The 26,523-nt window shown below is 61.5% G+C and carries 30 protein-coding genes; 20 read left to right on the plus strand and 10 right to left on the minus strand.

Annotated elements, in window-relative coordinates:
* Positions 1–230: 230 nt before the first annotated feature.
* The 5 genes from WLQ66_RS16135 to WLQ66_RS16155 are packed head-to-tail and all read left to right on the plus strand — an operon-like array spanning position 231 to position 6,118.
* Complete coding sequence (locus tag WLQ66_RS16135; RefSeq protein ID WP_340547357.1) at positions 231–1,262, plus strand: BMP family protein; 1,032 nt, start codon at positions 231–233, stop codon at positions 1,260–1,262.
* Positions 1,263–1,272: 10 nt separating this feature from the next.
* Positions 1,273–2,853, plus strand: coding sequence for an ABC transporter ATP-binding protein (locus tag WLQ66_RS16140; RefSeq protein WP_340547358.1), 1,581 nt, complete (start codon positions 1,273–1,275; stop codon positions 2,851–2,853).
* Entirely contained in the window at positions 2,843–3,892 is a 1,050-nt protein-coding gene (locus tag WLQ66_RS16145) for an ABC transporter permease (protein ID WP_340547359.1), read from the plus strand. Before WLQ66_RS16140 ends, WLQ66_RS16145 begins: the two co-directional genes overlap by 11 nt.
* Before the next feature lies 1 nt (position 3,893).
* On the plus strand, positions 3,894–4,838 hold the full coding sequence (locus WLQ66_RS16150) for an ABC transporter permease (protein WP_340547360.1): 945 nt from the start codon (positions 3,894–3,896) through the stop codon (positions 4,836–4,838).
* Positions 4,838–6,118, plus strand: a complete 1,281-nt coding sequence (locus tag WLQ66_RS16155) for an amidohydrolase family protein (protein ID WP_340547361.1) — start codon at positions 4,838–4,840, stop codon at positions 6,116–6,118. Before WLQ66_RS16150 ends, WLQ66_RS16155 begins: the two co-directional genes overlap by 1 nt.
* A 6-nt stretch (positions 6,119–6,124) precedes the next feature.
* Here WLQ66_RS16155 and WLQ66_RS16160 read toward each other — a convergent pair whose 3' ends face one another.
* Complete coding sequence (locus WLQ66_RS16160) at positions 6,125–6,706, minus strand: exopolysaccharide biosynthesis protein (protein ID WP_340547362.1); 582 nt, start codon at positions 6,704–6,706, stop codon at positions 6,125–6,127.
* Positions 6,707–7,121: 415 nt separating this feature from the next.
* Here WLQ66_RS16160 and WLQ66_RS16165 point away from each other — a divergent pair, with 415 nt between their 5' ends.
* The 4 genes from WLQ66_RS16165 (at position 7,122) to WLQ66_RS16180 (ending at position 9,495) form a co-directional block, all read left to right on the plus strand.
* Positions 7,122–7,247: an entericidin A/B family lipoprotein gene (locus WLQ66_RS16165; protein ID WP_072505423.1), complete on the plus strand. Its 126-nt coding sequence runs from the start codon at positions 7,122–7,124 to the stop codon at positions 7,245–7,247.
* A 212-nt stretch (positions 7,248–7,459) separates the two neighbouring features.
* Entirely contained in the window at positions 7,460–8,914 is a 1,455-nt protein-coding gene (locus WLQ66_RS16170; protein WP_340547363.1) for a mechanosensitive ion channel family protein, read from the plus strand.
* A gap of 98 nt (positions 8,915–9,012) precedes the next feature.
* Positions 9,013–9,276 carry a DUF7218 family protein gene (locus tag WLQ66_RS16175; protein WP_340547364.1) on the plus strand — a complete coding sequence of 88 codons (264 nt, stop codon included), beginning with the start codon at positions 9,013–9,015 and terminating at the stop codon, positions 9,274–9,276.
* A 33-nt stretch (positions 9,277–9,309) separates the two neighbouring features.
* The gene (locus WLQ66_RS16180; protein ID WP_340547365.1) at positions 9,310–9,495 is read left to right on the plus strand and encodes a PLD nuclease N-terminal domain-containing protein; all 186 of its coding nucleotides are present in this window, start codon (positions 9,310–9,312) and stop codon (positions 9,493–9,495) included.
* A 91-nt stretch (positions 9,496–9,586) separates the two neighbouring features.
* Here the strand turns inward: WLQ66_RS16180 and WLQ66_RS16185 are convergent, their stop codons facing one another.
* A complete protein-coding gene (locus WLQ66_RS16185) occupies positions 9,587–10,096 on the minus strand; it encodes a pyridoxamine 5'-phosphate oxidase family protein (protein WP_340547366.1) in 510 nt (169 codons plus the stop codon).
* A gap of 107 nt (positions 10,097–10,203) precedes the next feature.
* The gene (locus WLQ66_RS16190; RefSeq protein ID WP_340547367.1) at positions 10,204–10,401 is read right to left on the minus strand and encodes a CsbD family protein; all 198 of its coding nucleotides are present in this window, start codon (positions 10,399–10,401) and stop codon (positions 10,204–10,206) included.
* Between the two features lie 263 nt (positions 10,402–10,664).
* Here WLQ66_RS16190 and WLQ66_RS16195 point away from each other — a divergent pair, with 263 nt between their 5' ends.
* The 4 genes from WLQ66_RS16195 to WLQ66_RS16210 all read left to right on the plus strand — a co-directional run bounded on the left by WLQ66_RS16195 (position 10,665) and on the right by WLQ66_RS16210 (position 13,435).
* Positions 10,665–11,195 carry a hypothetical protein gene (locus tag WLQ66_RS16195; RefSeq protein ID WP_340547368.1) on the plus strand — a complete coding sequence of 177 codons (531 nt, stop codon included), beginning with the start codon at positions 10,665–10,667 and terminating at the stop codon, positions 11,193–11,195.
* Positions 11,195–11,605, plus strand: a complete 411-nt coding sequence (locus WLQ66_RS16200; protein ID WP_340547369.1) for a phage holin family protein — start codon at positions 11,195–11,197, stop codon at positions 11,603–11,605. The genes WLQ66_RS16195 and WLQ66_RS16200 overlap by 1 nt, the downstream gene beginning before the upstream one ends.
* Positions 11,598–12,350: a hypothetical protein gene (locus WLQ66_RS16205; protein WP_340547370.1), complete on the plus strand. Its 753-nt coding sequence runs from the start codon at positions 11,598–11,600 to the stop codon at positions 12,348–12,350. The genes WLQ66_RS16200 and WLQ66_RS16205 overlap by 8 nt, the downstream gene beginning before the upstream one ends.
* A 62-nt stretch (positions 12,351–12,412) precedes the next feature.
* The gene (locus WLQ66_RS16210; protein ID WP_340547371.1) at positions 12,413–13,435 is read left to right on the plus strand and encodes an AI-2E family transporter; all 1,023 of its coding nucleotides are present in this window, start codon (positions 12,413–12,415) and stop codon (positions 13,433–13,435) included.
* Positions 13,436–13,508: 73 nt separating this feature from the next.
* Here WLQ66_RS16210 and WLQ66_RS16215 read toward each other — a convergent pair whose 3' ends face one another.
* From WLQ66_RS16215 to WLQ66_RS16230, 4 genes are read right to left on the minus strand one after another with little or no spacing between them, the layout of a single operon-like run.
* Positions 13,509–15,059 carry a phospholipase D family protein gene (locus WLQ66_RS16215; protein ID WP_340547372.1) on the minus strand — a complete coding sequence of 517 codons (1,551 nt, stop codon included), beginning with the start codon at positions 15,057–15,059 and terminating at the stop codon, positions 13,509–13,511.
* On the minus strand, positions 15,034–16,758 hold the full coding sequence (locus WLQ66_RS16220) for a sensor histidine kinase (RefSeq protein WP_340547373.1): 1,725 nt from the start codon (positions 16,756–16,758) through the stop codon (positions 15,034–15,036). The genes WLQ66_RS16215 and WLQ66_RS16220 overlap by 26 nt, the downstream gene beginning before the upstream one ends.
* A gap of 55 nt (positions 16,759–16,813) precedes the next feature.
* The gene (locus WLQ66_RS16225) at positions 16,814–17,359 is read right to left on the minus strand and encodes an RNA polymerase sigma factor (RefSeq protein ID WP_340547374.1); all 546 of its coding nucleotides are present in this window, start codon (positions 17,357–17,359) and stop codon (positions 16,814–16,816) included.
* Positions 17,359–17,550 carry a NepR family anti-sigma factor gene (locus WLQ66_RS16230; protein WP_340547375.1) on the minus strand — a complete coding sequence of 64 codons (192 nt, stop codon included), beginning with the start codon at positions 17,548–17,550 and terminating at the stop codon, positions 17,359–17,361. Before WLQ66_RS16230 ends, WLQ66_RS16225 begins: the two co-directional genes overlap by 1 nt.
* A 96-nt stretch (positions 17,551–17,646) precedes the next feature.
* On the opposite strand from WLQ66_RS16230, the gene WLQ66_RS16235 reads away from it, so the two are divergent.
* Entirely contained in the window at positions 17,647–18,462 is an 816-nt protein-coding gene (locus WLQ66_RS16235; protein ID WP_340547376.1) for a response regulator, read from the plus strand.
* A 185-nt stretch (positions 18,463–18,647) separates the two neighbouring features.
* Here WLQ66_RS16235 and WLQ66_RS16240 read toward each other — a convergent pair whose 3' ends face one another.
* Complete coding sequence (locus tag WLQ66_RS16240) at positions 18,648–19,145, minus strand: Dps family protein (RefSeq protein ID WP_340547377.1); 498 nt, start codon at positions 19,143–19,145, stop codon at positions 18,648–18,650.
* A 192-nt stretch (positions 19,146–19,337) separates the two neighbouring features.
* Positions 19,338–19,502, minus strand: a complete 165-nt coding sequence (locus tag WLQ66_RS16245) for a DUF1328 domain-containing protein (protein ID WP_340547378.1) — start codon at positions 19,500–19,502, stop codon at positions 19,338–19,340.
* A gap of 119 nt (positions 19,503–19,621) precedes the next feature.
* Between WLQ66_RS16245 and WLQ66_RS16250 the strand changes: the two genes are divergently transcribed.
* Positions 19,622–19,936, plus strand: a complete 315-nt coding sequence (locus WLQ66_RS16250; RefSeq protein ID WP_340547379.1) for a hypothetical protein — start codon at positions 19,622–19,624, stop codon at positions 19,934–19,936.
* Between the two features lie 105 nt (positions 19,937–20,041).
* On the opposite strand, the gene WLQ66_RS16255 is transcribed toward WLQ66_RS16250, so the two are convergent.
* Positions 20,042–20,914: a MurR/RpiR family transcriptional regulator gene (locus WLQ66_RS16255; protein ID WP_340547380.1), complete on the minus strand. Its 873-nt coding sequence runs from the start codon at positions 20,912–20,914 to the stop codon at positions 20,042–20,044.
* Between the two features lie 150 nt (positions 20,915–21,064).
* Between WLQ66_RS16255 and WLQ66_RS16260 the strand changes: the two genes are divergently transcribed.
* From WLQ66_RS16260 to WLQ66_RS16280, 5 genes are all read left to right on the plus strand, one after another.
* Positions 21,065–21,874 (plus strand): N-formylglutamate amidohydrolase, encoded by an 810-nt coding sequence (locus tag WLQ66_RS16260; protein WP_340547381.1) that lies wholly within the window; start codon positions 21,065–21,067, stop codon positions 21,872–21,874.
* On the plus strand, positions 21,867–22,463 hold the full coding sequence (locus WLQ66_RS16265) for a TRAP transporter small permease subunit (protein WP_340547382.1): 597 nt from the start codon (positions 21,867–21,869) through the stop codon (positions 22,461–22,463). The genes WLQ66_RS16260 and WLQ66_RS16265 overlap by 8 nt, the downstream gene beginning before the upstream one ends.
* Positions 22,463–23,965, plus strand: a complete 1,503-nt coding sequence (locus WLQ66_RS16270) for a TRAP transporter large permease (protein WP_340547383.1) — start codon at positions 22,463–22,465, stop codon at positions 23,963–23,965. Before WLQ66_RS16265 ends, WLQ66_RS16270 begins: the two co-directional genes overlap by 1 nt.
* Positions 23,966–24,016: 51 nt before the next feature.
* Positions 24,017–25,051 carry a TRAP transporter substrate-binding protein gene (locus WLQ66_RS16275; RefSeq protein ID WP_340547384.1) on the plus strand — a complete coding sequence of 345 codons (1,035 nt, stop codon included), beginning with the start codon at positions 24,017–24,019 and terminating at the stop codon, positions 25,049–25,051.
* Between the two features lie 117 nt (positions 25,052–25,168).
* Positions 25,169–26,521 carry a glutamine synthetase family protein gene (locus WLQ66_RS16280; protein WP_340547385.1) on the plus strand — a complete coding sequence of 451 codons (1,353 nt, stop codon included), beginning with the start codon at positions 25,169–25,171 and terminating at the stop codon, positions 26,519–26,521.
* The last annotated feature ends 2 nt before the right edge of the window (positions 26,522–26,523 follow it).

Consider the following 26,523-nt stretch of genomic DNA (forward strand, 5'->3'; position numbering starts at 1 on the left):
GCCGAAAGCTGTCCAACGATTGGGGAGTAGCTCAAATACCGCACAAATTTCGATATCTGAATTCATCCTTGCCCAAAAGAGAAGCGCGCCCCTATAGTTTCCCCTGCGGAACACAGGGCGCGTATTGCCGGGGTCACGACCAGCCCCCTAGCGTCGACACCACGCGGGCATGACCGGCGACGTTCCAAAGAGCCTGCACCAACGCAGGGCCATCGACAGGGGGAAATGACATGACACAGACCAAGACCAGCGCGCGGATGTCGCGCCGCCACTTTCTGCTCAGCTGTGCCGCCGGGGCGCTGACCGTCGGGCTTGCCGCCTCGCTGCCGCTTCGGGCCACAGCGGCCGAGCCGATCAAGGTTGCAGGCATCTACACCGTGCCCGTCGAACAGCAATGGGTTAGCCGGATCCATGTTGCCGCCCTCGCCGCAGAGAACCGTGGCGACATCACCTATACGTTTTCCGAAAACACCTCGAACACCGATTATCCGCGCGTGATGCGCGAATATGCCGAACAGGGGCACAAGCTGATCATCGGTGAGATCTTCGGCGTTGAGGCCGAGGCCCGCGAGGTGGCGGCAGATTATCCCGATGTGGCCTTCCTGATGGGCTCTTCCTTCAAGGAGGATCCGGCGCTGCCCAATCTGGCGGTCTTCGACAACTACATTCAGGATGCCTCCTACCTGTCGGGGATCGTGGCCGGGGCCATGTCGGAGAGCGGCAATATCGGCATGGTCGGCGGTTTTCCCATTCCTGAGGTGAACCGCCTGATGCACGCCTTTATGGCGGGCGCGCGGGAGATGAACCCCGATATCAAATTCCAGGTCTCGTTCATCGGCAGCTGGTTTGATCCGCCCAAGGCCAAGGAAACCGCATTCGCCATGATCGAGAACGGTGCCGATATGCTCTATGCGGAACGCTTTGGCGTCTCCGACGCGGCCAAGGAGAAGGGCGTGCTGGCCATCGGCAATGTGATCGACACCCAGAGCGACTATCCTGACACGGTGGCGGCCTCGGCGCTGTGGCATTTTGAGCCGACGCTGGATGCGGCCATCGCCAAGGTGCGGGACGGCAGTTTCACCGCTGCCGACTATGGCATCTATTCCTTCATGAAGGAGGGCGGAGCCTCGCTGGCGCCTTTTGGCACCTTTGAGGGCAAGATCCCGCAGGAGGCACTGGATCTGATCGCCAGCCGCAGCGCAGCGATCAAGGATGGCTCTTTTGTGGTGGAGATCAACGACACCGAGCCCGGCTCCTCCTGAGCAGCTGCGCATGACGCCGGACCAGACGGCGCAGGCATCGGGCAGTGGCCCGGTGCTGCGCCTGCAACACATCACCAAGTATTTTGGCAGCGTCACCGCAAATGATGACGTGAGCTTTGACCTGTTTGCAGGCGAGGTGATCGCTCTGCTGGGAGAGAATGGCGCGGGCAAGACCACACTGATGAATATTCTGTTCGGACAATACACGGCGGACGCTGGCGCCGTGGAACTGTTCGGCACGGCCCTGCCCCCCGGTGCACCGCGCGCCGCGCTGGATGGCGGCGTCGGCATGGTGCATCAGCATTTCACGCTGGCGGATAATCTGACGGTCTGGGAGAATATCACCCTTGGCGTGGAGCCGCTGCTGGGTCTGGGCCTGCGGGCAGGACCGGCAAAGGCCCGTATCCGCGCGCTGGCGGAGCAGTTTCATCTGAAAGTCGATCCCAACGCCAAGGTCTCGCGGCTCACCGTCGGCGAACGCCAGCGGGTGGAAATACTGAAGGCGCTGTACCGCGATGCCCGGATCCTAATTCTGGACGAGCCCACAGCGGTTCTGACACCGCAGGAGACCGATGCGCTGTTTGCCACGCTGCACGAAGCCATCGCCCGTGGTCTGTCGGTGATCTTCATCTCGCATAAGCTGCATGAGGTGATGGCAATCTCCGACCGCGTGCTGGTGCTGCGCCATGGCCGACTGGTGGCCGAGCGGCGTACCGCCGAGACCAGCCGTGACGAACTGGCGGCGCTGATGGTGGGGGCAGAAGTGACGCCGGCGGATTTCACCGCCAACGCCCCCGGCCCTGCCTTGTTGCAGCTGCATGAGGTCTCCACCCCCAGCATCGGGGCAACACCCGGATTGCAGCGCGTGTCACTGGAACTGGCGGCGGGTCAGATTACCGGATTGGCCGGGGTGTCCGGCAATGGTCAGGCCGCGCTTTCTGATCTGGTCTCGGGGCTGATCACGCCGCAGTCCGGCAGCCTGACCCTGAACGGCGCCGCCCCGGCAGGCTGGTCCCCGCGTGAGGCGATCAACAGCGGGATCGCCCGCATCCCCGAAGACCGGCACAAGACCGGCACGATTGCCGATTTTGACCTGACCGAAAACGCGATCCTTGAAACCTATGCGACCCGCTTCAGCCGCCGTGGCTGGCTCGACTGGCGGGCCGCGCGTGACTTTGCCAGGACGGTGATTGCGGGCTATGACGTGCGCTGTCCCGGCCCCGACACGCGCATCCGGCTGCTGTCGGGCGGCAATATGCAAAAGCTGATCCTTGGCCGTGTGCTGGAACAGGCCCCGCAGATCATTCTGGCCAACCAGCCGGTGCGCGGGCTGGATATCGGCGCGGTCACCTATGTGCATGAACAATTGGCCAAAGCCTGCGCGCGCGGGGCGGCGGTTCTGCTGATTTCCGAGGATCTGGACGAAATCATGCAGCTTTCCGATGTGATCCATGTGATCAGCGAAGGGCGTCTGAGCCCCGGTTTTGCCCGTGGCAGCAAACAGCCCGAGGAACTGGGCGCCTGGATGGCCGGCCATGGGTTTGACGATCGGTCGGATGCCCCACAGACGGAGGATGGCCATGCGGCTTGAACCGATTGCCGCGCCAAGCTGGCAGCGGCGGCTGCTGCCGCCTGCCCTTGCACTGCTGGCGACATTTGTCATTGCTGCCGCGCTTGCACAGGTCGCCGGGGGGGAACCGCTGTCGATCTTTGGCCTGATCCTGAGCGGGGCATTCGGGTCGAAATTTGCGCTGCTTGAGACCTTGAACCGCGCAACCCCGCTGATTTTCACCGGTCTGGCGGTTGCGGTCGCCTTTCGTGCCAAGCTCTGGAATATCGGAGCCGAGGCGCAGCTCTATGCTGGGGCTGTGATCACCGTTGTTCTGGGCACCGGCGCGCTGAACCTGCCTGCACCGCTGTTGCTGCCCCTGCTTGGTGCGGCGGCTCTGATCGCGGGGGCGGTGCTGCTGCTGGGGCCTGCACTGCTTAAAACGCGGCTGGGGGTGGATGAGGTGGTCACCACGCTGCTGTTCAACTTCATATTCCTGTTGTTCGTCTCCTACCTGCTGGAAGGGCCGCTGAAGGATCCGATGGGCATGGGCTGGCCAAAATCACCCCGGCTAAGCGCCGACGCGCGGCTGCCCCGGGTGGTGGACGGGCTGCGGCTGCACTGGGGGTTTGCGCTGGCGCTGATTTCAGCGCTGGTGATCTGGGTGATCAACACCCGCACCACGCTGGGCTATGAGATGCGCGCAGTTGGCCAGAACGCCGAAGCCGCGCGATTTGCAGGCATTCCAGTCACAAAGGTGATCCTGAAAACCGCGCTGTTGTCCGGCGGGCTGGCCGGGCTGGCGGGCTATTCAGAGGTGGCCGGCCTCAAGGGGGCGCTGACGCTCGATCTCAGCCCCGGTTTTGGCTACACGGGCATCGTTGTGGCCATGCTGGCGCTGCTGCATCCGATTGGCGTGGTTTTTGCAGCGCTGTTTGTCGCCGCGATCTTTGTCGGAGCGGACAGTATGAGCCGCGCCGCAGGTGTTCCCAGCTATCTGGCCGATATCATGCTGGCCTCGGCTCTGCTGCTGATGGTGCTGGCGATCCTGCTCAGCAAATTCCGGCTGCGGAGGGACTGAGATGGACATTCTCGAAATCCTGCTTTCCGCCAGCTTCTGGGCCGCTGCGATCCGCATCGCCTCGCCGCTGATCTTTGCCACGCTGGGGGAGCTGATCTGCGAACGGGCCGGCGTGCTCAATCTCGGGATCGAGGGGATCATGGTCGCGGGTGCCTTCTCCGGCTGGATCGCGGTCTGGGCCGGGCTGCCCCTATGGGGCGGGGTTGGTGTGGCGCTGCTGACCGGCATGGCCTTTGGCCTGCTGCATGCGACGCTCAGCGTGCCTTTCGGGCTGTCGCAGCATGTGGTGGGCATCGGGCTGACACTGTTGGCGACTTCGCTGACCTTCTACACCTACCGCGTGGTGCTGCCAGAGGTGTCCTCGCCGCCCAAGATCGAGGCGTTTCAGCCCTATGAAATCCCGCTGCTGTCGGATCTGCCGCTGGTCGGCCCGGCCCTGTTTTCACAGACACCACTGACCTATGCCGCCTTTGTGCTGGCGGCGCTCTGTGCCTATGTGCTCTACCGAACGCCGCTGGGGCTGGCGGTGCGCGCGGCGGGTGAGAACCCATCGGCAGTGGCCGCACAGGGGCTGTCAGTGACCGCGATCCGCATGGGGGCGGTGGTGGTGGGCAGCGGCCTGATGGCCGTGGGAGGCGCGTTCCTGACGCTTTCGGCCTTTGACAGTTTCTTTTTCGATATGGTGAACGGGCGCGGCTGGATCTGCATTGCGCTGGTGGTCTTTGGCGCGTGGCGACCGGGCAAGGCGGTGTTGGGCGCCATCCTCTTTGCCGCCTTTGATGCCTTGCAGATCCGCCTGCAACAGACCGGGATCGGCGCGGTGGTGCCCTACCAGCTGTTCCTGATGATGCCCTATATTCTGTCGATACTGGCGTTGATCGTGATGTCGCGCCGCGCCGAGGTGCCTGCCGCATTGATGGTGCCATTCAACAAGGGAGAAAGATGATGTTGGATCTGTTGATCAAGGGCGGCACGCTGCCCGATGGCTCGGTCGCGGATATCGGCATCACCGGTGACATCATCACCGAGGTGGCGCCGTCCATTGACGCGGCGGCCAGAGAAACCATCGAGGCCAGCGGCGATCTGGTCACGCCCCCCTTTGTCGATCCGCATTTCCACATGGATGCGACGCTCTCCTACGGGCTGCCGCGGGTCAATTCCTCTGGCACACTCCTGGAGGGGATCAGCCTTTGGGGAGAGCTGCGCGAGGAGGCCAGTGTCGAGGATATGGTCAGCCGCGCCCTGACCTATTGCGACTGGGCGGCCAGCATGGGGCTGCTGGCGATCCGCACCCATGTCGATACCACGCCCGACCACCTGCGGGGCGTGACCGCGATGCTGGAGGTCCGCGAGGCGGTCAAGGAGTACATCGACCTGCAATTGGTCGCCTTTCCGCAGGATGGGTTGTACCGGGCGCCAAATGGTCGCGATAACCTGATCCGCGCGCTGGATATGGGCGTCGATGTGGTGGGCGGCATTCCGCATTTCGAACGCAGTATGCAGGATGGTGCGGAGTCTCTGGGCGATCTATGCAAGATCGCTGCGGATCGTGGGTTGCAGGTCGACATCCATTGTGACGAAACCGATGATCCGCTGTCGCGACACATCGAGACACTGGCGCAGGAGACGCTGCGCCACGGCTTGCAGGGGCGCGTGGCCGGCAGCCATCTCACCTCCATGCACTCGATGGACAACTACTACGTCTCCAAGCTGTTGCCGCTGATTGCCGAAGCCGGGATTGCCGCCATCCCCAATCCACTGATCAACATCGTCTTGCAAGGTCGCCACGACAGCTTTCCCAAGCGGCGCGGCCTGACCCGCGTGAAGGAATTGCTGGCCCATGGCGTAACGGTGGGCTGGGGGCAGGATTGCGTACTGGATCCCTGGTATAGCCTTGGCACCGGCGACATGCTGGACGTGGCTTTCATGGGGATGCATGTGGCGCAGATGATCCACCCGGACGAGATGGCGCAGTGTTTCACCATGGTGACCGAGAACAATGCCGCGATCATGGGACTGGACGGCTATGGGCTGAAGAAAGGCGATCGCGCCTCGCTGGTTGTGCTGGATGCGGCCACCCCGACCGAGGCACTGCGCCTGCGACCTGCCCGCCTGGCAGTGGTGGCAAAGGGCAAGGTGATCAGCCGCAGCGCACGCGGCGATGCTGCGCTGTCGCTGCCCGGTCGCCCTGCACAGGTCCGGCGCCGCCACACCCTGCCGGGCTGATCCCCGTCATAGCAGCAGGTAAGGCAGGCCGGCGCCGGCCACCGCCAGCAGCGCCAGCGCCACCAGCATTACCAGCCCGTCGCGGGTCAGCATCGCGACGGCAAGGCTGCTGACCACCGCCCCCAGAGTGGAAGAGCTGAAGGGCACCAGTTCAAGAAACGGCATCGCCAGCCCAGAGAGGGCGCACAGGATACGCGGCACTGTGACAAAGGGCTGGCGCAGCAGGATCTTCACCCGCGCCTCGGTATGGCGATCGAGAAATCGGGCCATCCGGCGCATAGGCCCCAGCACCCTGCGCGCCCGCTCCGAGGAGATCCGCTGTCGGCGGAGCCAATCCGGCAGCCACAGGTGATCCCGGCCAAGCGCCATTTGCCCGGCGATGAGAAAGATCAGCAGCCCGCAGACAGTCGAGAACAGCGGCACGCCACTGAGCGGCGACACCACCGCCATCGCGGGCAGCAACAGGGTCGCCGCCATCGAGGAATGGCCAAGATCCTCGACAACCTCGGCAACGCTGATGCTGTCCTCTTCCAGCAATTCGGTCGTCGCCTCGATTATCTCGCCGACGGGATGGTCCTGCGCTGTCATTGTGATCTGCCTCCTGTCTGGCCTGCGGTGCGCGCTTCGGCGCTCTGTCCGACCTGTCACGCGTCGGGTTCCGTGTCTGTTCTGTGTCTCTGGAGAGCAAACGTTTCGACGCGCCTGCGGTTCCGGCGAGCGCGGGACAATGCGCACGACAACACCGCTCGCCCCCGAGGCAGGTCAGGTGTTTTTCTTTGACTGCCAGCAGCTTCGGCGGGAACCGATCCGGCAGCAGAGGCGTTAGCCCAGCGCAACCCCGTGACGAGACGGGGCAGGCCCCGCCAGATCGGGGCCACCCGGGGCCGCGACTGGGCTTTGCCCGCGCCCCATACTCCGCCGGTGCGACACCGGCCCCGATTTTTCGGGACTGATACTTGGATCTGACACCGGCGTTCGCGCCGCGAAACAAAAGGAATTTGACATGCGACTGATTATTGCCGCTCTTGCCCTGGCCGGTCTGGCTGCCTGCGAAACAACCGAGGGCTTTGGCCGTGACGTCTCCGACCTTGGCGACGCGATCACCGAGGAATCTCAGGAAGCACAGTAAAGCGCCGCCCGATCCATGCCCCGTCAGACCAGTTCTGGCGGGGTTTTTCTGTCCGATCCCGCGCGCATCCGGATATTGCGGTGCTGATGGCGGTCGGCGGTTGACGTTCCCCGCAACTCGAAGAACCATTGCAGCGCGATCAATGGCCTGACGGGTATTACAACCAGCGGGCCACGCGCCCCTTTTCGATGCGTTCCAGACCGAGGATGCCAATGCCCCACCGCCCTGCCCGCCGCTCCCCCCATCCCGTCGGCGCCGCCGCCCGGCCCCTGGCCCCGGCATTCCGTCAATCCCGGCTTGCGCTGCTTCTGAGTGTCATGGCGCTGACATTCTGCCTGTTGCTGCCGCATCCCGGCGCCGCTCAGGCGACCAGCGATCCGGTGCAGACCGACAGCGCAATCCAGCTCGATAGCAAAGCTGCCCCGGACGCCCAGATCCGCCGCAGGATTGTCCAGCTGCTGGGAGAAATCGACGGCTTCGACAAGGTGAGGGTCTCTGTGTCAAGTGGCGTTGTGACCCTGTCGGGCGAGGTTCTGGACAATCCGCGCCAGACCCAGCTGACCACGATGGTCGAACGCATTGACGGTGTCGTGGCGATCGAAAACCGGACCGCGATCAATGGGCGGCTTGATGAGCGGCTCGACTCGGCCTTTTCCCGGCTGAAGGAGCGGACCCGAAATATCATTGCCAATGCACCGATTTTCTTTGTCGCGATGCTGGTTTTCGTGATGATTTCCGCCTTTGGCTGGCTGCTGACGACGCGGCTGCGGATCTGGAAGCGTCTGGCGCCAAACTCCTTTATCGCGGAGGTCTATAGCGGTGTGGCGCGCATTGCCTTTATCGTCCTTGGGCTGGTGGTGGCGCTGGATATCCTCAACGCAACAGCGCTGCTGGGGGCCGTATTGGGGGCCGCTGGTGTTGCTGGTCTGGCGGTTGGTTTTGCGGTGCGCGACACGGTGGAGAATTTCATCGCCTCTATCCTGCTCAGCCTGCGGCAACCGTTTCGGCCGAATGATTTTGTCGAGATTGCAGGCGATATGGGGACCGTTGCCCGGCTGACCTCACGCGCGACCATCCTGATCTCACCCGAAGGCAACCATATCCGCATCCCCAATGCGACCGTCTTCAAGGGCCGGATCGTCAACTACACCCGAGATGCCAACCGGCGGTTCGAGTTTGAACTGGGTGTTGATGCCGACGCCGATCTGGCCGCGGCCCTGTCGACAGCGGTTGATGCCCTGCAATCGCTGCCCTTTGTCCTGCGGGATCCATCGGTTGGTGCCTGGGTCAAGGAGGTTGGCGATTCAAATGTGATCCTGACCTTCACCGGCTGGGTCGATCAGACCCAGAGCAGTTTTCAAAAAGCCCGTGGCGAGGCCATTCGGATTGCCAAGACCGCGCTGGAAAGCAATGGGTTTGGCCTGCCGGAGCCGATCTACCGCCTGCGTGTTGATGCTCGGGACGCCGCGAGCCTGCTGCCCGTGGCCCAGCAGCAATCGCAGAAGGCCCCGGCACCTAAACCTGCCGCCGCCCCGGCCGAGACCCCCCTGCCGGCAGCGTCGGATCCAGCCCGTGTCGAGGACGCCAATGAGGAGGCTGCCGCCCGCGAACGCAACGCCCCCGATGGTGGCGGCGACCTGCTGAGCGACGGGCAGAACGCGGAGTGATGACGCCAGTCGCCACGGCCAGATGGCAATGCGGCAATATGAGATGGCGGAACAATTTATTCAGGTTCTGCGTTGCGCTTGGAAAAGAGGAGCACCCCATGGCCGACGATCACAGCGCATCCATCAAGAAGGAAGACACCTATGAGGCTCTGCGCGACAAGGGCTATGGTAAGTCGAAGGCTGCCGCCATAGCCAACGCGCAGGCAAATGATGACATGTCCCCATCTGAAAAGGGCGGTAAGGCGCCCCCATATGAGGATTGGACCAAAGACGAGCTGATGGACCGCGCCCGCGAGCTGGATATCGACGGGCGCTCGACTATGAACAAGGACGCGCTGATCGAGGCGCTGCGCAGCGCCTGACCGCGCCCATACGCCAACAAGGAGAGATTATATATGGTAGAATATGCTGGCATCGGCGGGCTGATCGTCCTGCTGCTATCCATCTGGGCAATCGTGTCGATTGTCGGGTCCAACGCAGGCACCGGCAAGAAAGTCATCTGGGTTGTTTTCGTGCTGATCCTGCCGATCCTTGGCTTCATCTGCTGGCTGCTCTTCGGCCCCCGCGCGCGAAAGGCATAAACACATCTGACCGAAGGCTGAAACGTTAAAAAATGGCGCTGCCCCAACACGGAACAGCGCCATTTTTCGTGATCGCGCGACGTGCTGACGATCAGGCATTGAGCTGAAGCACGTGGTGCACGCCGACATCCGGATGGCCCTCGGTCTCGCTCAGGCTGGCGCGCAGCAGCTTCAGGCCGACCAGAACGGCGTTGCCCTGCGAGGCCCAGACCGCTGCTTCACGCGGGGTCATCTTGAGCAATGTCACCTTGGGGTCGTCACGGCCCTTTTCAAACCAGGCGCCGACGGCAAAGCTCCACAACTCATCGAGCTTATCGGTGTCATTGGTGACCTCCAGCGGTCCGCGCACGCTTGCGTGATAATCCTGACCGTCAGAGACAAGGGTCAACTGGGCGTCGGCACCAAGGCCGATTGCCCGGACCAGATCGCTGTCGGAGGAGCTGATGAACCAGATCGCGCCATTCTCTGCATCCGCGAAATGCGTCATCGGCTGCGGATGCTGGTCGCTGTCACGCACAGCCAGCATCGAAGTGCGGCGTTTCTCCAGCTGGTGCCACAGTTGAGAGATCGCCTCCTGCTGGGTTTCGGTCTGTCGTGCCATGTCAAAATTCCTTTCGTCTCAATTCGATAGGCGGGGTCGGAGTGTCACCCCGCGCAGTTTGCGGCCGCCTGTCCGGCAGCCAAACCACAGGACATCAGATGGAGGGGTCAGACTGAGGCGAAGAACTTATCCAACTCGCGCTCAGCTTCTTCGCGGGCCTTGCCATATTTTGTTTGCAACAGGCCAAGCAGCTGTTCGCGGTCGCCCTTGGCCTTCTCGACATCATCATCTGTCAAATCGCCATAGGCCTCATGGAATTTGCCCTTCAGGGTTGCCCAGTTCCCTTTGATCTGTTGCTCGTTCATGTCTTGGCTCCTGTCATTTGGGTATCGTCGCCTAGTCAACGTGCCGGTATCGGCTTGGTTCCCGGAAAACTCCGCCGGTGCGCTGTCGCCGATCGCGAAGACTGCTCTGGAGTCCGCGTCCCAGAGGACGCTGCCATATCGGCGTTCATGATCGCGCGTTGGGCACCGCTAGTTGGAACAGACAGAAGTCCAGAGAGATCGGGAACCAACCGTCGCAGGCCGCGTTGGGATCACAAGCCATCCAAACAGAACGGGAGAGGCACATGACCGAACAACACACGACTTCACGCCACATCGAGCGCGCCAAGACACATGCGACGGAACTCGCGGAACAGGCGCAGGAGACGCTGCGCAGCGAGGCCAGAGCACGCGCGGAGCAAGCCCAGAGCAAAGCCGCAGGTGAGGCCGCCGCCGTTGCGCGTGCTGCTGATGCCGCTGCCTCCGAGCTGCCGCAAGGCTCGCTTCAAGCTCAGGCCGCCCAGCAGCTGGCTCAGGGGCTGGAGCAGGTTGCGGATACCATCCGGACAGCCGATCTGGAAAAAGTACTACGCGATACCGGCGCTTTTGCCCGCAAGAACCCGATGCTGTTTCTTGGGGGGGCTGCGCTTCTCGGCTTTGCCGCAACCCGGTTCCTGAAGTCGACAGCCCCGGACGCCACGACGGGCCGCGCCGTCGCCGATGACGCAACAGGCGACCCATGGGCCGCCTATGAGACCGGTGACGGCTCCCCGGCCAGCGACAGTGACTACAGCCGTGGCGGCATGACGCAGAGCCCGACGCGGAGGGTTTCGTGATGGAAGATCAGAACACCTCTGCCAGCCCGTCACAGGCGCCGGGACTGCTGGTGACCGTGCTCAAACAGATGTCGCAGCTGGTACAGGACGAGTTGCGACTGGCGCGGGCAGAACTGTCGCGCAACCTGTCGCGCGCCGGTGTTGCCATCGCGATGATCGCGGTGGGTGCCGTGCTGGCCATTGTGGGGCTGCATGTCCTTGCAGCCGCGCTTGTCGCCGCGATCACCGCTATGGGCCTTAGCGTCGGGACCGCCGCGCTGATCGTCGGCGGGCCGTTGATCGCCCTTGCCGTGGGGCTGGTGATGCTGGGCGTCAACCGCCTGTCACCCTCAGCCCTTATGCCGGATCGCAGCCTGCGGAACGTGCAACGCGACCTCAAGACCTTGAAGGAGACCACACGCCATGTCTAATGATACCGATCTGACCGAGCTTGAGACCGAAATCGCCCGTGACCGCGTGGCGCTGTCCAAATCCCTCGACACATTGGCGGCGAGCCTGTCGCCGGAGCGCATCGCGACGGAAGTTTCTGCAACCGCATCGCAATATGGCGGTGAGATTTCGCAGCAGCTGTGGTCGACCGCGCGTGCCAACCCGGCCGCGCTGGCGCTCGTCGGCACCGGCATCGCGCTGCTGATGTCGGGAGCCGGCAAGCGACGTGATCCGGAAGGACAAGCGCAACCGGCGGGACCGGTGGCCGCGGCGACCAGCGCTGAGATGGCTCACGTGCCCAGCCCCGATGCGGGCCAGCGCAAAAGCCCCAGCGCCAGGCGTCTGCGTGCGGCGCTGGACCACGGGCTGGACAAACTGCCTCCCAAAGCGCGCAAGCAGGTGCGAAAGGCACGTCTTTCAGCGATCCAGATCCAGGAAGAACTGGAACGCAGAGCCGCAAAGCTCAGCCGCGCGTCACAGGATGGCATCGCAGCGCAGCCACTGGTTGCCGGCGGTCTCGCCTTTGGCCTTGGTGCGATTGTCGCGGCCCTGCTGCCGCAAACCCGGCAGGAAGATGAACTGCTGGGCGCCAAACGCGACGCCCTGATGGCTGAGGCGCGCGACACCCTGCAACAGGAGTTACGCAAGCTGGCCAACAAAGGCGAGACCGCGCTGCACGACCAGCTCAGCCAAGGCCGCGAGGCGCTGGAAGCCTCGCTGAACTGACGCTAACCTCCCCTCTGGCCCGACCGGGCCGGAGGGTTTTCTCTCAGACAAGGCCATTCGCCATGCTCAATTCGATGCTGTCCGACCGTGCGGCGCGCATGATGCTGCTCATTCTGACGGCGCTTGCCCTCGGCCTTGCACTCTATGTATCCAAACCGATCCTTGCGCCCATCATATTTGCCGTGGTGGTGGGAATTGTCGTCTCACCGATTGCCGACCGGCTACAGGGCATTGGCGTGGCCCGCGTGATCGTCGCGAGCAGCCTTCTGCTATTCTCCTGCGCCATCATCGTGCTGCTATTCCTGTCGCTGGAGCCTCTGATCTCGGGCGTTGTTGAAGATCTCCCCAAAATCAAACGTGAAATCAAAAGCTGGGTCTACATGATGTCCGGCCTCCTGCGCGGCATCGAAGCCATCAGCCAGGAGATTGAACAAACCGTCGGGACACGCGGCGCCGAGGCGGATGTGGCCAGCGGGTTTCCGACGCTGATGGATGCGCTCTGGGTGGCGCCCAACTTTGGTGCGCAGGTGTTTATCTTCATCGGCACGCTGTTCTTCTTCGTGCTGACACGTACGGATATCTATGCTGCTGCGGGGGCATTGGGCAAACGGCTCTACCGCGCGGAACATGAGGTGGCGCGCTACTTCGCTGCTGTGACGATCGTCAACGCAGGGCTTGGTGTCGCCACCGCAATCGGCCTTGCCGTGATCGGCATCGACAGCGCGCTGATCTGGGGGCTGGCGGCCATGCTGCTGAACTTCATCCTGTATCTCGGCCCGTTGATGATGATCACCGGCCTGACATTCGTCGGGATGACCCAGCTTGGCGGTGCGGCGGCGCTGCTGCCGCCGGCATTGTTCCTTGGGCTGAACCTTATCGAGGCGCAGTTTGTCACCCCGGCTTTTGTCGGTCATCAGCTACATCTGAGCCCGCTGGTGGTGTTTCTCGCAATTGTCTTTGGCCTGTGGATCTGGGGTCCGGTGGGCGCGATCGTGGCGCTGCCGACGTTGCTGTGGGCCGGTCAGTTGCTTCGCGCCTCCTCAGAGGCACGCCGGTCACAAGGCCCCGATACCCAGCCAAGTTGAGCCAGACCACCGGGCCACCGGGCCGCCGCCTGCGCGCCCCAGTCGCGCCATCAGGCCCTGTCATCCCGTCGGGTCAGACCACATCCTCGGTCGCGCCCGGAAGGGGCTGCTGAAGATCGGCCATTTTGTCCGGATCATGGGGCACCAGAAAGCCGTTGCGCGACTCCGGCAGGCGCAGGCCATTGCGTGCGACTTCTGCGCGCCACCAGTCCGACGCTGTCTCCAGCCTGCGCGCCTCATCCGGCATCTGGCCCTGATCCCACCAGTGGTTGCACATCGCGCGCCAGGTTTCGGCCACGCGGTCCTTGCGGGTGATGCGCAGCGCCACCTCAGTGTCCCAGCGCATCGACCGCCCGTTCATGTTCGCAGACCCGACCATCGCAAAACTATCGTCAACAATCAGCACCTTGCTGTGGACATAGATCACAGGTGAGCCTGCCAGCACTGAGGGCGCCTCGCGATCGGCCAGGATCGGCTGTACCGGGCTGGCGATGGTCGCGCGGCTGCCAAAAGCTGCTTGCAATGTGTCCAGCGCCTGCCCCTGCAAGGCCATACCATAGCGCGCATCCAGATCCCGGTTGCCCTCAAAAGCCACATCATCGGGCAGCGCGGGCAGCACCAGAATAAGAGAGAGGTCCGGGTTACGTCTGGCGGCAGCGGCAAGCCCGTCGGCCAGTACGCTGGAGCGCAGAAACTGGGTTTCGAGATAGATCAGATGTTCGGCGCGTTCGAAGGCGGCGAGATAATCCTCTTCGATCTCGCGCAATACCGTGCGGGGGGACAGCGCCCAGAATCCGAAACGACGCGGCGCGGAAATCGTCCGGCGGATCAATTTGCCTTCAGGCGGGTGTTCCTTGCCCGCGACATAGCGTTGAAAATGCCGCAAATGCTGCGCGGCCTCGCGGGCCTCGGGGCCGCTGACCAGCACCTGGACATCTGCCCAGGTCTGCTGTGACGGCTCATCATGCTCCAGCGTATCGCGGCGGCGCTCGTTGAGATCCAGCCCGCCGACATAGAGTAGGGTTTCGTCAATCACCGCCAGCTTCTGATGGTGGGTGACCGGGCGCACTTCGGGAAGAAGACCATCGTCGGGGGTATCGGACAGGCCACGACTGGGGAACCCGGTGGCGCCTGCTGGTCCGGTTGGCCTGCGGTCCGAGATCTTGTTCTTCTTCATCTTGATGAACGGGCCAAAGGCCAACCGTGGCAACAAACCTGCCCGCGCCGGATGCAGCGCGCCCTCGACATGAAGGTCACCGACCGGATCATCGGTCGCGCGGCGCGCAAGGCGCACGGCGATTTCCTGCGCCTGCGCCACGGTGCTTTTGGTTTTCTGATGCAGCTCCTGGCCCATCACCGGGTCGAAATCGCTGACAACCAGATGAAAATGGACACCTCGGGCAACCACATGTTCGACCAGATCCGCCCATGTGTCGCCGATGGCGCGCGCCTCGTCGCTCAGCAATGCGGTAGAGAAGTCGAAGATACGGAAACTGGCACGCACCTCTGTTTTGGCGCTGAGCACCGCCCGCTCAAACGCAGGCCATGCCTCGGCAGCGGTCACCAGAACCTCAAAGACCTCTGGATCCGTCGCCGCGTCATCCTGTGTTTCGCAGGTCGGCATTGTCGTTCGCACCCCTTTTTTCCGCAAGCCCCTGTGCCGCCGTGTCGTCGCTATGCGGAAAGACGACCTCATAGGTAAATTCTGTTTCTGTTTCCGTCGTCTTGGCCTCACCCTCGAGCTGTGCGACGAAGGCCTTGATAAGCCGTGCGCCGAGCCCGCTGGTGAACTGGCGCTCTTCGCTTTCGGCCCCGTTCTGCGGGCCCAGCGCGTTGCGGATGGTAAGACGACAGTAGCCGCCTTCCTGTTCGGCAAAGGAGACACCAACAACGCGTCGCCCGTCGCCGTCTACACCCGCAAATCTGACAGCATTGGTGAGCGTTTCGGCCACCAGCATCGACAGATTCACCGCATCGTCCTGATTAAGCTGGACCGAGGCCAGATCTGTTTCGATGGCGACAGCGCCATCGCGCCCATGCGACAGGGAGGCAATCTCCTTGGCCAGAGCCGTAATAAGCTCGGCCGCATCCACGGTGGTGACATCTGGATTGGTGTTCAGGGACCGGTGAATCGCCGCCAGCCCACGCACCCGGCGCTGAAGCTGGGCAAGCACGTTGCGCGCCTCGTCCGAGCGCGCCGATCTTGCCTGCATGTTCATGATCGAGGCGATGAGCTGGAGGTTGTTCTTTACCCGGTGATGCACCTCGCGCAGGAGCACGGTTTTCTCGCGCAGGTCGATCTCCCGGCGTTCTTCGGCCTTGCTGAGGATCATCACCATGCGGTTGAAGGACTGCTGGGCCTCGGCAAATTCGCGCGGCGGGTTCAGCAGATCCAGCTGGGCCTGTTTCCGCTCGCCTAGTGCATAGCGCCTCATGGCTGCGCGCAGGTCACTGAGATGGCGGATAACAAGACGATGCAGGCCAAATACGCCGACGACCATGCCTGCGAGCCACATCAACACCGGAAAGGCCAGGGTGAAGGCCCAGCCGCCCATGCCTGTTGCCATCTGCGCCTGTGCAGCTGGCCAGCTTCCCACAACGGCGACCTCGCCCGGAACGATGTCGCTCACCGCGAAGAACCGTTCTTCCTGGGATTTTGACATTGCAAAGAACGTGTCGCCAGACCGCCTGATCAGATCCGACTGCGCGGGTGTCTGGGGCAGCATCAACCCGGCCTGAGGCAGCGGCTCCGAAGAGGACAGGATATCGCCGTCCCGATCAATTGTGGCAAAACGGATGCCTTCCAGCTGCCAGCTCTCGGTGAAAAACGCGCTGGTCAATCTTTTCGGAATGGCGAGGGTCAGATAGCCGACGATTTCGCCACCTTCGCGAACCGGCGTTGTCAATGAGAGTTCGAAATCCCCATTTCCATCAAGGCTGCGCCCCACCCCATAGGTCAGCGCGCCGCGCGCGACCGCTTTTGCAAAAAATGCTGTTTCGGCGATCGCGGCGCCCACATCCTTGGAACTGCAGACCGGCTGCCCCTCGGGCGTGACAAGGCCCGCAAAGGAATAGGTCGGCTGCGCTTTGACAAAGGTGGCCAGGGCGAGATTGCAGGCCGCTGGCTGATTGCGCAGCGGCAGGGTGGCCGCCGCCAGGGCGTCAGCGGCGCCGCCGGTGCGTTGCAACAGCTCCCGCTCTCCCATAGCGGCCCGTTCGGTGCGGGCAAGAATGGCCATCCGGGACAGGCGCGCGGCCTCATCTATCACCGTGTAGGTCTGATAGATGGCAATCATGCCCAATGGCAGCAATGCCAAGGTCATGAGAGCGGCGAGCCGAAAAAACAGCCCGCCAGCCAGTGCCCGCCCCAGTTTCATATCAGGCCACGCTTTGCTGCGACACGATGCCTGCAGTTACGGTGTCGGTCAGCTCCAGCGGCTCGTTTTCGCTCAGATTCATCAGCTCGGCCAACCGCGCCCGGCCTCTGTTCACCCGGCTCTTGATCGTGCCGACCTTGACGCCGCAGGTTTCTGCGGCCTCCTCATAAGAGAACCCGCCGGCGCCAACCAGGATCAGCGCCTCGCGCTGTTCATCGTTCAGCTGTTCGAAAGCTTTGTTGAAATCGCGCATGTTCAGGCGCCCGTCATGATCAGGTTTCTGCGAAAGCTGCTCGGACAGGACGCCATCGCCGTCCTCCACCTCGCGGCGGCGTTTACGGCGTAGAGAGTAATACGTGTTGCGCAGGATCGTAAAGAGCCAGGCCCGCATATTGGAGCCTTCCTCGAATTTGTCGATATTGGTCCAGGCTTTAACCAAGGTATCCTGCACCAGATCATCGGCCATGGCCGTATTCCGGGTCAGACTGATGGCAAACGCACGCATGGCACCAAGGTGGTCCACCAGCTCGTCTCTGGGATCGCCCATCAGGAGTCATCCTCATCACGATTGGCGCTTTCGATCGGCGCCGCGCCCTTGGCTTTCAACTGGTCGAGAAGATTTGCGAACCGGTCGGGGATAGGCTCCGACGCAAGCGTATCAAACGCCTTTTTCAGGTTGCTGTCGATCTCTCGCTCGATCGCGTCACCGCGTTTTTCTGTTGCCTTGTGCTTTTCCATACGATCCAACTATATTTTTTTACGCACACTCTGGAACCAAACGCAGTGACCAGACGTATGGTTCCATATGTATTCAGAAAAAAAGGGACATATCAAATGACCGCCCCGACAGGAGAAATTCTTGCTAATCAGATCGGGTCTAACCTGCCGTTCCTGCGCCGTTATGCGCGGGCGCTGACAGGTAGCCAGACCAGCGGTGACACCTATGCCCTTGCAACTCTGGAGGCGATCCTGGCCGAGCCGGACCGCTATGAGGCTGAGCTGAAAGCAAAGGTGGCTTTGTTCCGCGCTTTCCATGTTATCTGGAGTTCCAGCGGTGCCCCGGTTGAGCTGGATATGCCCGACAGCGGGCTGGAGACCCAGGCGCAGAAGCATCTGCGTGCGCTTACCCCAAATACCCGCGAGGCGCTTCTGCTTCACACGATTGAGGATTTCAGCACCGCAGAGGTGGCGCAGATAATGGAAATCGGCGCCGATGAAGCAAGTGAACTGGTGAAGATCGCCTATCAGGAGATGTCGAAATCCACATCGGGTCGCATCATGATCATCGAGGATGAGGCGATCATTTCGATGGATCTTGAAGGGATCGTCAGCGAAATGGGACATCGGGTGACCGGCATTGCCCGGACTGAAGATGCCGCGCTGAAACTCGCGAGGGAAGAGACACCGGATCTGATCCTGTCGGATATCCAGCTTGCGGATAACTCCAGCGGCATTGATGCGGTGAACAAGATCCTTGAAAATCATTTTGACTGCCCCGTGATCTTTATCACTGCCTTCCCCGAAAGGCTGCTGACCGGCGAAGGGCCGGAACCTGCCTTCCTGATCTCGAAGCCCTATACCGAGGATCAGGTTCGCTCGGCGGTCAGCCAGGCGATGTTCTTCTCCTCGACCGAGACGTTGAAGGCCTAAACCAGGCGCAAACCTGTTTTGATCAAATAGCCGCCTGTGATCAGGCGGCTATTTTTGTGTCTGGACGGCAGTTGCGGATGTTTTCCGCTCTTTCGCTTGAGATCGCCGCCGCGCCGGGATCACCGCCGCGCGCGTCTCTCGTGCCGGATCACCCTGTCAGGCGGTGCCCAAGCTTTCGTCAGGCCTCAGCCCTTGGCGATGGCGCGCAGCATCCAGGCGGCCTGCTCGTGAAAGGCGGAGCGCGCCGTCGCCAGATCCTCGGTAACGATATCCTTGCGATCGCCCGCCAACTCGGCCAGCGCATGAAGGCGGTGCGCGACGCGTTCATGACAATGAGCGAGATCCTCAACCATATCCGCAGCCGTCAGCGAGCCGGTTTTGTCTTCAAGCTTCGAACGGCTGACGATATCGGCAAGGCTCGACGGCGCCAGATGCCCCAGCGCGCGGATCCGTTCCGCCAGCTCGTCGGTCGCTGCAAACATATTCTCATACTGCTCTTCGGTCAGCTTATGGACCGAGTAGAAGGCCGGCCCTTCGACGTTCCAGTGATAGGCATGGGTCTTGAACACGAGGCGATAGGTATCGGCCAGCACATCGGCCAGCCCGCTGGCGATCACCGAGGTGTCACGGACACCGGTGCTAACGTCATCACGGCTGGGCACAACTGAAAGCGCTTCGCTCATCTTATCATCTCCTTTGTCTATGTCGGTCTCACCACCCCAACGTGTGCTCCTGACAGAGGTTCCCATATTTCTCGCCGGTGTCAGACCTTCTCACCGATGTCAGACGCGCAGGCGCCGGGGACAGATGAGCAACGAAAATGGGCGGACGCCACAGCATCCGCCCCTCATCGCTTTCGCATTGTCGTCTCCACGCTATCTGCCCTTTACCACCCGAACCACCATGGCGATGGCAAAGAGTACAAGGAACACGAAGAACAAAATCTGCGCGATCCCGGCAGAGGCAGACGCCACACCGCCAAAGCCGAAGAGGCCAGCGATGACTGCGACAACAAAGAATAGCAAAGCCCAGTAGAGCATGGTCCTCTCCTTCATATCATGTCGTGCTGTGATACCGTCCCAACTCAGACCGCGCGGCGATGGTTCCATGGAACTTTCGCGGCTCGGCGCACGTTGAGTGGTGGAAAGGAGACTTCATCATGGCTGCAACTCAGACACAGACTGAACCGAAGAAATCGACCGCTGCGCGACGCAAGCAGGACACCCTGACAGAGGCGTCCCAGCCGATTGCGGCAAAAGCCAAAGAAGTTGGCGAACAGCTGGAGGATATGGCGGTACGCAATGCTCAGGCGGTCCGTGAGATGGCGACCGAGGGTGCAAAAACCGCGTCCCAGACCGTTAATGAGCTTGCCTCCCAGAGTGAGGAATTCGTGAAGAAGAATCCGGCGCTTGCCGTAGCTGGCGCGCTGGGGCTGGGCGTTCTGATCGGCCTTGCGGTCCGCAACCGCTACTGAAACACTTAAATTCCGAGATACAAAAAAGGGAGGCCAGCGGCCTCCCTTTTTTGTATCTGTTGGACACGTTTCTCTGACTATGAACAACCACGGCTGCGAGGGGATTCAGGTGAATTTGCGAAACAGCCGCGTGGTGTCGAAGATTGTATCGAGTTTCTCGTAGCGCGCGCGCGTCTCGTCCCAGCGCTCCTCCTGTGCGGCCGAGATCATCGCCTCCAGCAGCATCATGGTTGAGATGTTCGAGTCCCAGGCCGAGGGGATTTCCACCCAGCAATTGAAGGTATGCGCCGCCACAGATCCGATGGGGCTGGACCATTGGTCGGTGATCAGGATCACCCGCACCCCCCGTTCCGAGGCCAGTTCGGCCAGCCGTTGCAGGTTGGTCTCATAGCGGCGTACGTCGAACATCAGCAGCGTGTCGCCTTCCACCATATCCAGCACGTAATGCGGCCAGGTCGCCGAGGAGGAGGTCATATGTGTGACCCGCTGGCGAATGGCCTGAAAATGCGTGAAGGCATAATCCGCAAGCGCACGGGTGATGCGCCCGCCAACCACATAGAGCCGACCCTCAGTATCGGCCAGCTGCCGGACCGCCGCATCGAACTGCTCTGAATCGACGTTGGAAAAGGTCTGACTGAGGTTGTCGGTCACCGCCTGTGCAAATCTGTTCAGAAGATGCCCCTCCGGCGCCTCCGACGCCCAGTTGGCCCGGCGCTGGGTCGGGCCGGATCCCTTTGCCTCCAGCTCTTTCAGCAGGGCCTGATGGAACTGCGGATATCCTTTGAAACCAAGCTTCTGCACCATGCGCGCCACGGTGGGTGTCGACACATCGGCATTGGCGGCAACAATGGTGATAGAGGCCAGACCAGCCGCCGGATAATTGGCCAGCAGGGCATTTGCGAATTTGCGCTCTGCCTGGGTCAGGGTTGCATATTGCTCCCGGATGAGTTCGCGCACGGTGGCGGGCGGTTTTGTCACTGTCCGGCTATCCCTCTGGTTTGCCTACAATTTATGCACCGCCCCAAAGACAGGGCCATCCCCGACACGAGGGGATCAAACTGATGCTGAAAATATATTGACACAAAAAGTCGTACGTGAAAACATTTTTCCAAAATCAGGGAGTGCCCAATGTCACTGAGCGATTCCAACGCTCCATCTGCCGCCGCACCGGAACTGCCCAACGAGGCAGTAGAGATCTGGAATGCAGCGGGCACCGGCGATGTGCTGGTGCTGTGCGAACATGCCAGCAACCACATTCCGGCGCGGTATGAGGGGCTTGGCCTGTCGGAGGATGACCGCGCCAGCCATGCCGCCTGGGATCCCGGCGCATTGGCGGTGGCCAAGGGTCTATCGGTGGCTCTGGACGCGCCGCTGGTCGCAAGCCGGGTGTCGCGGCTGGTCTATGACTGCAACCGCCCGCCCGAAGCTGCCAGTGCCATGCCCGCGAAATCGGAACTGATCGAAGTCCCCGGCAACCGTGATCTGGATGCGGCGGCGCGGGCCGAACGGGTCGACAGCGTCTACACCCCTTTCTGCGCGGCCGTGGCGCAGGTGATCGCTGATCGCAGGGCCGCAGGTCGCGAGACGATGCTGGTGACGGTCCACAGCTTTACCCCGATCTTTTACGGCACCCCGCGCAGCGTCGAAATCGGCATCCTGCACGATGCGGACAGCCGCTTGGCCGATGCGATGCTGGAGGCCGCCCCGGCCCTGCCCGACCGCCAGATCGAGCGCAACGCGCCCTATGGCCCGCAGGACGGTGTCACACATTCGCTGGTGCTGCATGGTCAGAACAATGGTTTGGCCAATGTGATGATCGAAGTGCGTAACGATCTGTTGCAGACCCCGGAACAGGAAGCCGCCATGACAGACGAATTGCTGTGTCTGCTGCGCCCGGCCCTGAGCGCGCTGACCAGTAAGGAGGCAGCCAATGCCTAGTGCCATCAAGAGCTATGTACGCGCCATCGACGCGATGAACCGCGTGATTGGCCGTTTCGCCATGTATCTGATCTTTGTGCTGGTTGGGGTGCTTCTGTGGTCCTCGGTGTCAAAGACCTTTTTCAACCCGTCACTCTGGACGCTGGAGACCGCGCAGTTTGTCATGGTCGCCTACTATATTCTGGGCGGTCCCTACTCGATCCAGATGGGCAGCAATGTACGGATGGATCTGTTCTATGGCGCATGGTCGCTCAAGACCAAGGCCATGGTCGATGCCGTCACCGTGCTGTTCCTGATGTTCTACCTTGGGATCCTGTTTTATGGCGCCGTCAGCTCCACCGCCTATTCGCTGGGGTATTTCGGGCTGGAGCCGTTTCAGTTCTTCGGAGAGCTGCTGACAATCCTTGTGAGCGAAGGCGTCGATGCCGCCAGCGCCAAACTCGGCTATCTGGAACGCAGCTCCACCGCCTGGCGCCCCTTCATGTGGCCGATCAAAACCATCCTCTGTTTCGGCGTCTTTCTGATGCTGCTGCAATGCCTTGCTGAATTGTTCCGTGATCTCGGACGCCTTCGCGGAGACGACTTCTAATGTCCTATGAACTCATCGCCATTATGATGTTTGCCGGCATGATGCTGATGCTGATGACCGGTCAGCGTGTGTTTGGCGCAATCGGTTTCGTCGGCGCTGTGGCCGGTCTGCTGCTCTGGGGCACTGGCGGCAGTGAAATCCCCTTCTCCGCGGCCATGAAGCTGATGAAATGGTATCCTCTGCTCACGCTGCCAATGTTCATCTTCATGGGGTACGTGCTGTCGGAATCGAAGATCGCAGATGATCTCTACCGGATGTTTCACGTGTGGATGGGTCCGGTCAAAGGCGGGCTGGCGATTGGTACCATTGGTCTGATGGTCCTGATCTCGGCGATGAACGGTCTGTCAGTGGCTGGTATGGCCATCGGCGCCACCATCGCCCTGCCCGAGCTTTTGCGCCGTGGCTATGACAAGACGCTGGTCACCGGCACCATTCAGGCCGGTTCCTCCCTCGGCATTCTGGTGCCGCCCTCCGTCGTGCTGGTGCTCTATGCGATGATCGCGCGCCAGCCGGTTGGTCAGCTCTGGCTCGCCGGTGTTGTTCCGGGTCTGTTGATGGCGGCCATGTTCATCATCTACATCTATCTGCGCGCCCGGATGCAGCCCGAACTCGGCCCCGCCATGAGCCCCGAGGATCTCGCCGAATATGAGCGCATCAGCGATCATCCGCTGCGCCTGAACTACATCGTTCTGGCCCTTCTGGTGCTGGTGCCGCTGGTGGTCAAGATGGGCATCATCGAGGCAAAACCCGCAATGGGCGTGGCTCTTGCCGGTGCTGTTCTGGCCTTTGTCACCAGAGGCGTTCCGATCTTCTATCATGATGTCTTCATGAAGGAAAAATACCGCCTGCTGTTCTCCGGCGTGCTGCCCTTGGCGATCTTTGCCGCGATGATGGTTCCCTTTGTGAATGGCTGGACCTCGCTGGTGGAAAGCTCCGCCATTGGTGCGATGACCGCCTTTGTCGCGGCCATTCTCAAAGGTCGGATGAACAAGGAGGTGTTTGAAACTTCGGTGCGCTCCACCCTGGGGATTTCCTGCATGTTCATGTGGATCATCCTCGCCGCGCTTGGCTTTGGCGCAATTTTTGATGGTCTGGGCGCGGTGAAGGCGATCGAGGATCTGTTCACCACGCAGCTGGGTCTCAGCCCCTGGATGATCCTGATCCTGATGCAGCTGAGCTTTATCGTGATGGGCACGTTCCTTGATGACACCGCGATGCTGGTGATCGTGGCGCCGCTTTATGTGCCGCTTGTGGGGGCGCTGGGGTTCGATCTGATCTGGTACGGTGTGCTTTATACCATCACCACCCAGATCGCCTATATGACGCCGCCCTTTGGCTACAACCTGTTCCTGATGCGGGCGATGGCGCCACCGGAAATCGGGCTGAAAGACATCTACGTCTCAATCATCCCCTTTGCCGCTGTCATGGTGGTCGCACTCGCCCTGGTCATGATGTTCCCGCAGATTGCCCTGTGGCTGCCGGACTATGTTTACGGAAAATAACCCTCAGAAGAGCTCCGCAAGGGGGCCGGACATTCAACATGGAGAAGAGACATGACGACAAGACGTAAGTTTATACAGACCGCCGGTGTCGGCGCCCTGGCCGCACCGCTGGCCACACCTGCGCTGGCTCAGTCGAAAATCACCTGGCGTATGCAGACCTATGCCGGTGCGGCACTGGCCGAGCATGTGGTGAAACCCGCCATCGACATGTTCAACAAGATCGCAGGCGACCGCATGCAGATCGAGCTCTACTATGCCGACCAGCTGGTCCCCACCGGCGAGCTGTTCCGCGCCATGCAGCGCGGCACGATCGACGCGGTGCAGTCGGATGACGACTCGATGGCCTCGCCCACCGAAGTCACTGTCTTTGGCGGCTATTTCCCCTTCGCCTCGCGCTACTCGCTCGATGTGCCTGTGCTGTTCAACCAATATGGTCTGAACGAGATCTGGGACGAGGAATACTCCAAGGTCGGCGTCAAGCATATCTCGGCAGGCGCCTGGGACCCCTGCCATTTCGCCACCAAGGATCCGATCAACTCGCTGGCCGACCTCAATGGGAAACGCGTCTTCACCTTCCCGACCGCCGGCCGTTTCCTGAGCCAGTTCGGCGTGGTGCCGGTCACCCTGCCGTGGGAAGACATCGAAGTTGCCATGCAGACTGGCGAGCTGGACGGCATCGCCTGGTCCGGCATCACCGAGGATTACACCGTCGGCTGGGCGGATGTGACCAACTACTTCCTGACCAACAACATCTCCGGCGCCTGGGCTGGCTCCTTCTTTGCCAACCAGGGCCGCTGGAACGAGCTGCCCGAGGACCTGCAGACCCTGTTCCGTGTCTGCTGTGATCAGTCGCATTATTATCGCCAGTGGTGGTACTGGGGTGGCGAAGCCTCCTTGCGCGTGAACGGCGACAAGATGAAACTGACTACGATTCCGGACAATGAATGGCAGCAGGTCGAAGACGCCGCCGTCAAATTCTGGGACGAGATCGCCGCCGAAAGCCCGACCAAAGCGCGCGTTGTCGAGATCATCAAGAAGTACAACGCCGACATGCAGAAGGCCGGCCGCCCCTATCGCTACGGCTAAAAGGCTGCCACAGAAAACCGAATTTGGCCCGCGTGCGGTGGGCCAAATTCCTTCCCAAGGAATTTGCTCAACTTTTTTAGTCAGAAAGTTGTGGCCTCAGAACACAAAGGGCTGCTCATGCTCTCCTTCGATACGCTCAAAGACCAGGTTGCCGACGGTACCGTTGATACAGTTCTTGTGTGCCTTGTGGACATGCAGGGTCGGCTGATGGGCAAACGCTTTCACGCCAAGCATTTTGTGAACGGCGCCTGGGAAGAGACCCATTGCTGCAACTATCTCCTCGCCACCGATCTGGCGATGGCGACGCCGGAAGGCTATGCCTCGACCAGCTGGGAAAACGGCTATGGCGATTATGTCATGAAGCCGGATCTGGCCACGCTGCGCCCGGTGCCCTGGCTGGCTGGCACGGTGATGGTGCTCTGTGATGTGCTGGATCACCACAGCCATGAGGAAGTCCCCCATTCTCCCCGCGCCATCCTGAAACGTCAGGTGAACCGTCTCAAAGAGATGGGTTTTGACGCGATGTGCGCCACTGAGCTGGAATTCTTCCTGTTCGAGAAGAGCTTTGACGAAATCCGCAAATCCGGTTTCCGCGATCTGCAGCCGATCTCGGGCTACAATGAGGACTACAGCATCCTGCAGACCTCGCGTGAGGAACATATCCTGCGCCCGATCCGCAACCACCTGTGGGATGCAGGGCTGCCGATCGAGAATTCCAAGGGCGAGGCCGAGACCGGTCAGGAAGAGCTGAACATCAAATATGCCGCCGCGATGGATACGGCTGAATATCACACCATTGCCAAACATGCGGTGAAAGAGATCGCCCAGCAGCAGGGCCATGCCGTCACCTTCCTGCCGAAATGGCATCACGAGAAGGTCGGCTCCTCCTCCCATGTCCACCAGTCGCTGTGGCAGGACGGCAAACCTGCCTTCTATGACGAGAGCGACGCGCTGGGCATGTCATCGCTGATGAAGGCCTACATGGCGGGTCTGCTGAAATACGCGCCGGATTACACCGCCTTCATGGCGCCCTATATCAACAGCTACAAACGCTTCATGAAGGGCACCTTTGCCCCGACCCGTATCATCTGGTCGGTGGACAACCGCACCGCAGGCTATCGCCTCTGCGGTGTCGGCAGCAAGGCAATCCGCGTGGAATGCCGGATACCCGGCTCGGACATGAACCCCTATCTCGCGATCGCCGGTATGCTGGCGGCGGGTATTGCAGGCATCGAGGAAGGGCTTGAGCTGCAGGCCCCCACCAAGGGCGATGTCTATCAGGGCGACACCGGCATGATCCCCGGCACGCTGCGTGAGGCGGCGGCGGCACTCAAAAGCTCGGCCATGTTGCGGGCCACCATGGGCGATGCGGTGGTTGACCACTATGTCCGTGCGGCGGAAGTTGAGATCGAGGATTTCGAGCGGATCGTGACCGACTACGAGATTGCCCGCGGGTTTGAGCGCGTCTGAGA

This window comes from Phaeobacter sp. A36a-5a (assembly GCF_037911135.1).
In the GTDB taxonomy this organism is placed as follows: domain Bacteria; phylum Pseudomonadota; class Alphaproteobacteria; order Rhodobacterales; family Rhodobacteraceae; genus Phaeobacter; species Phaeobacter bryozoorum.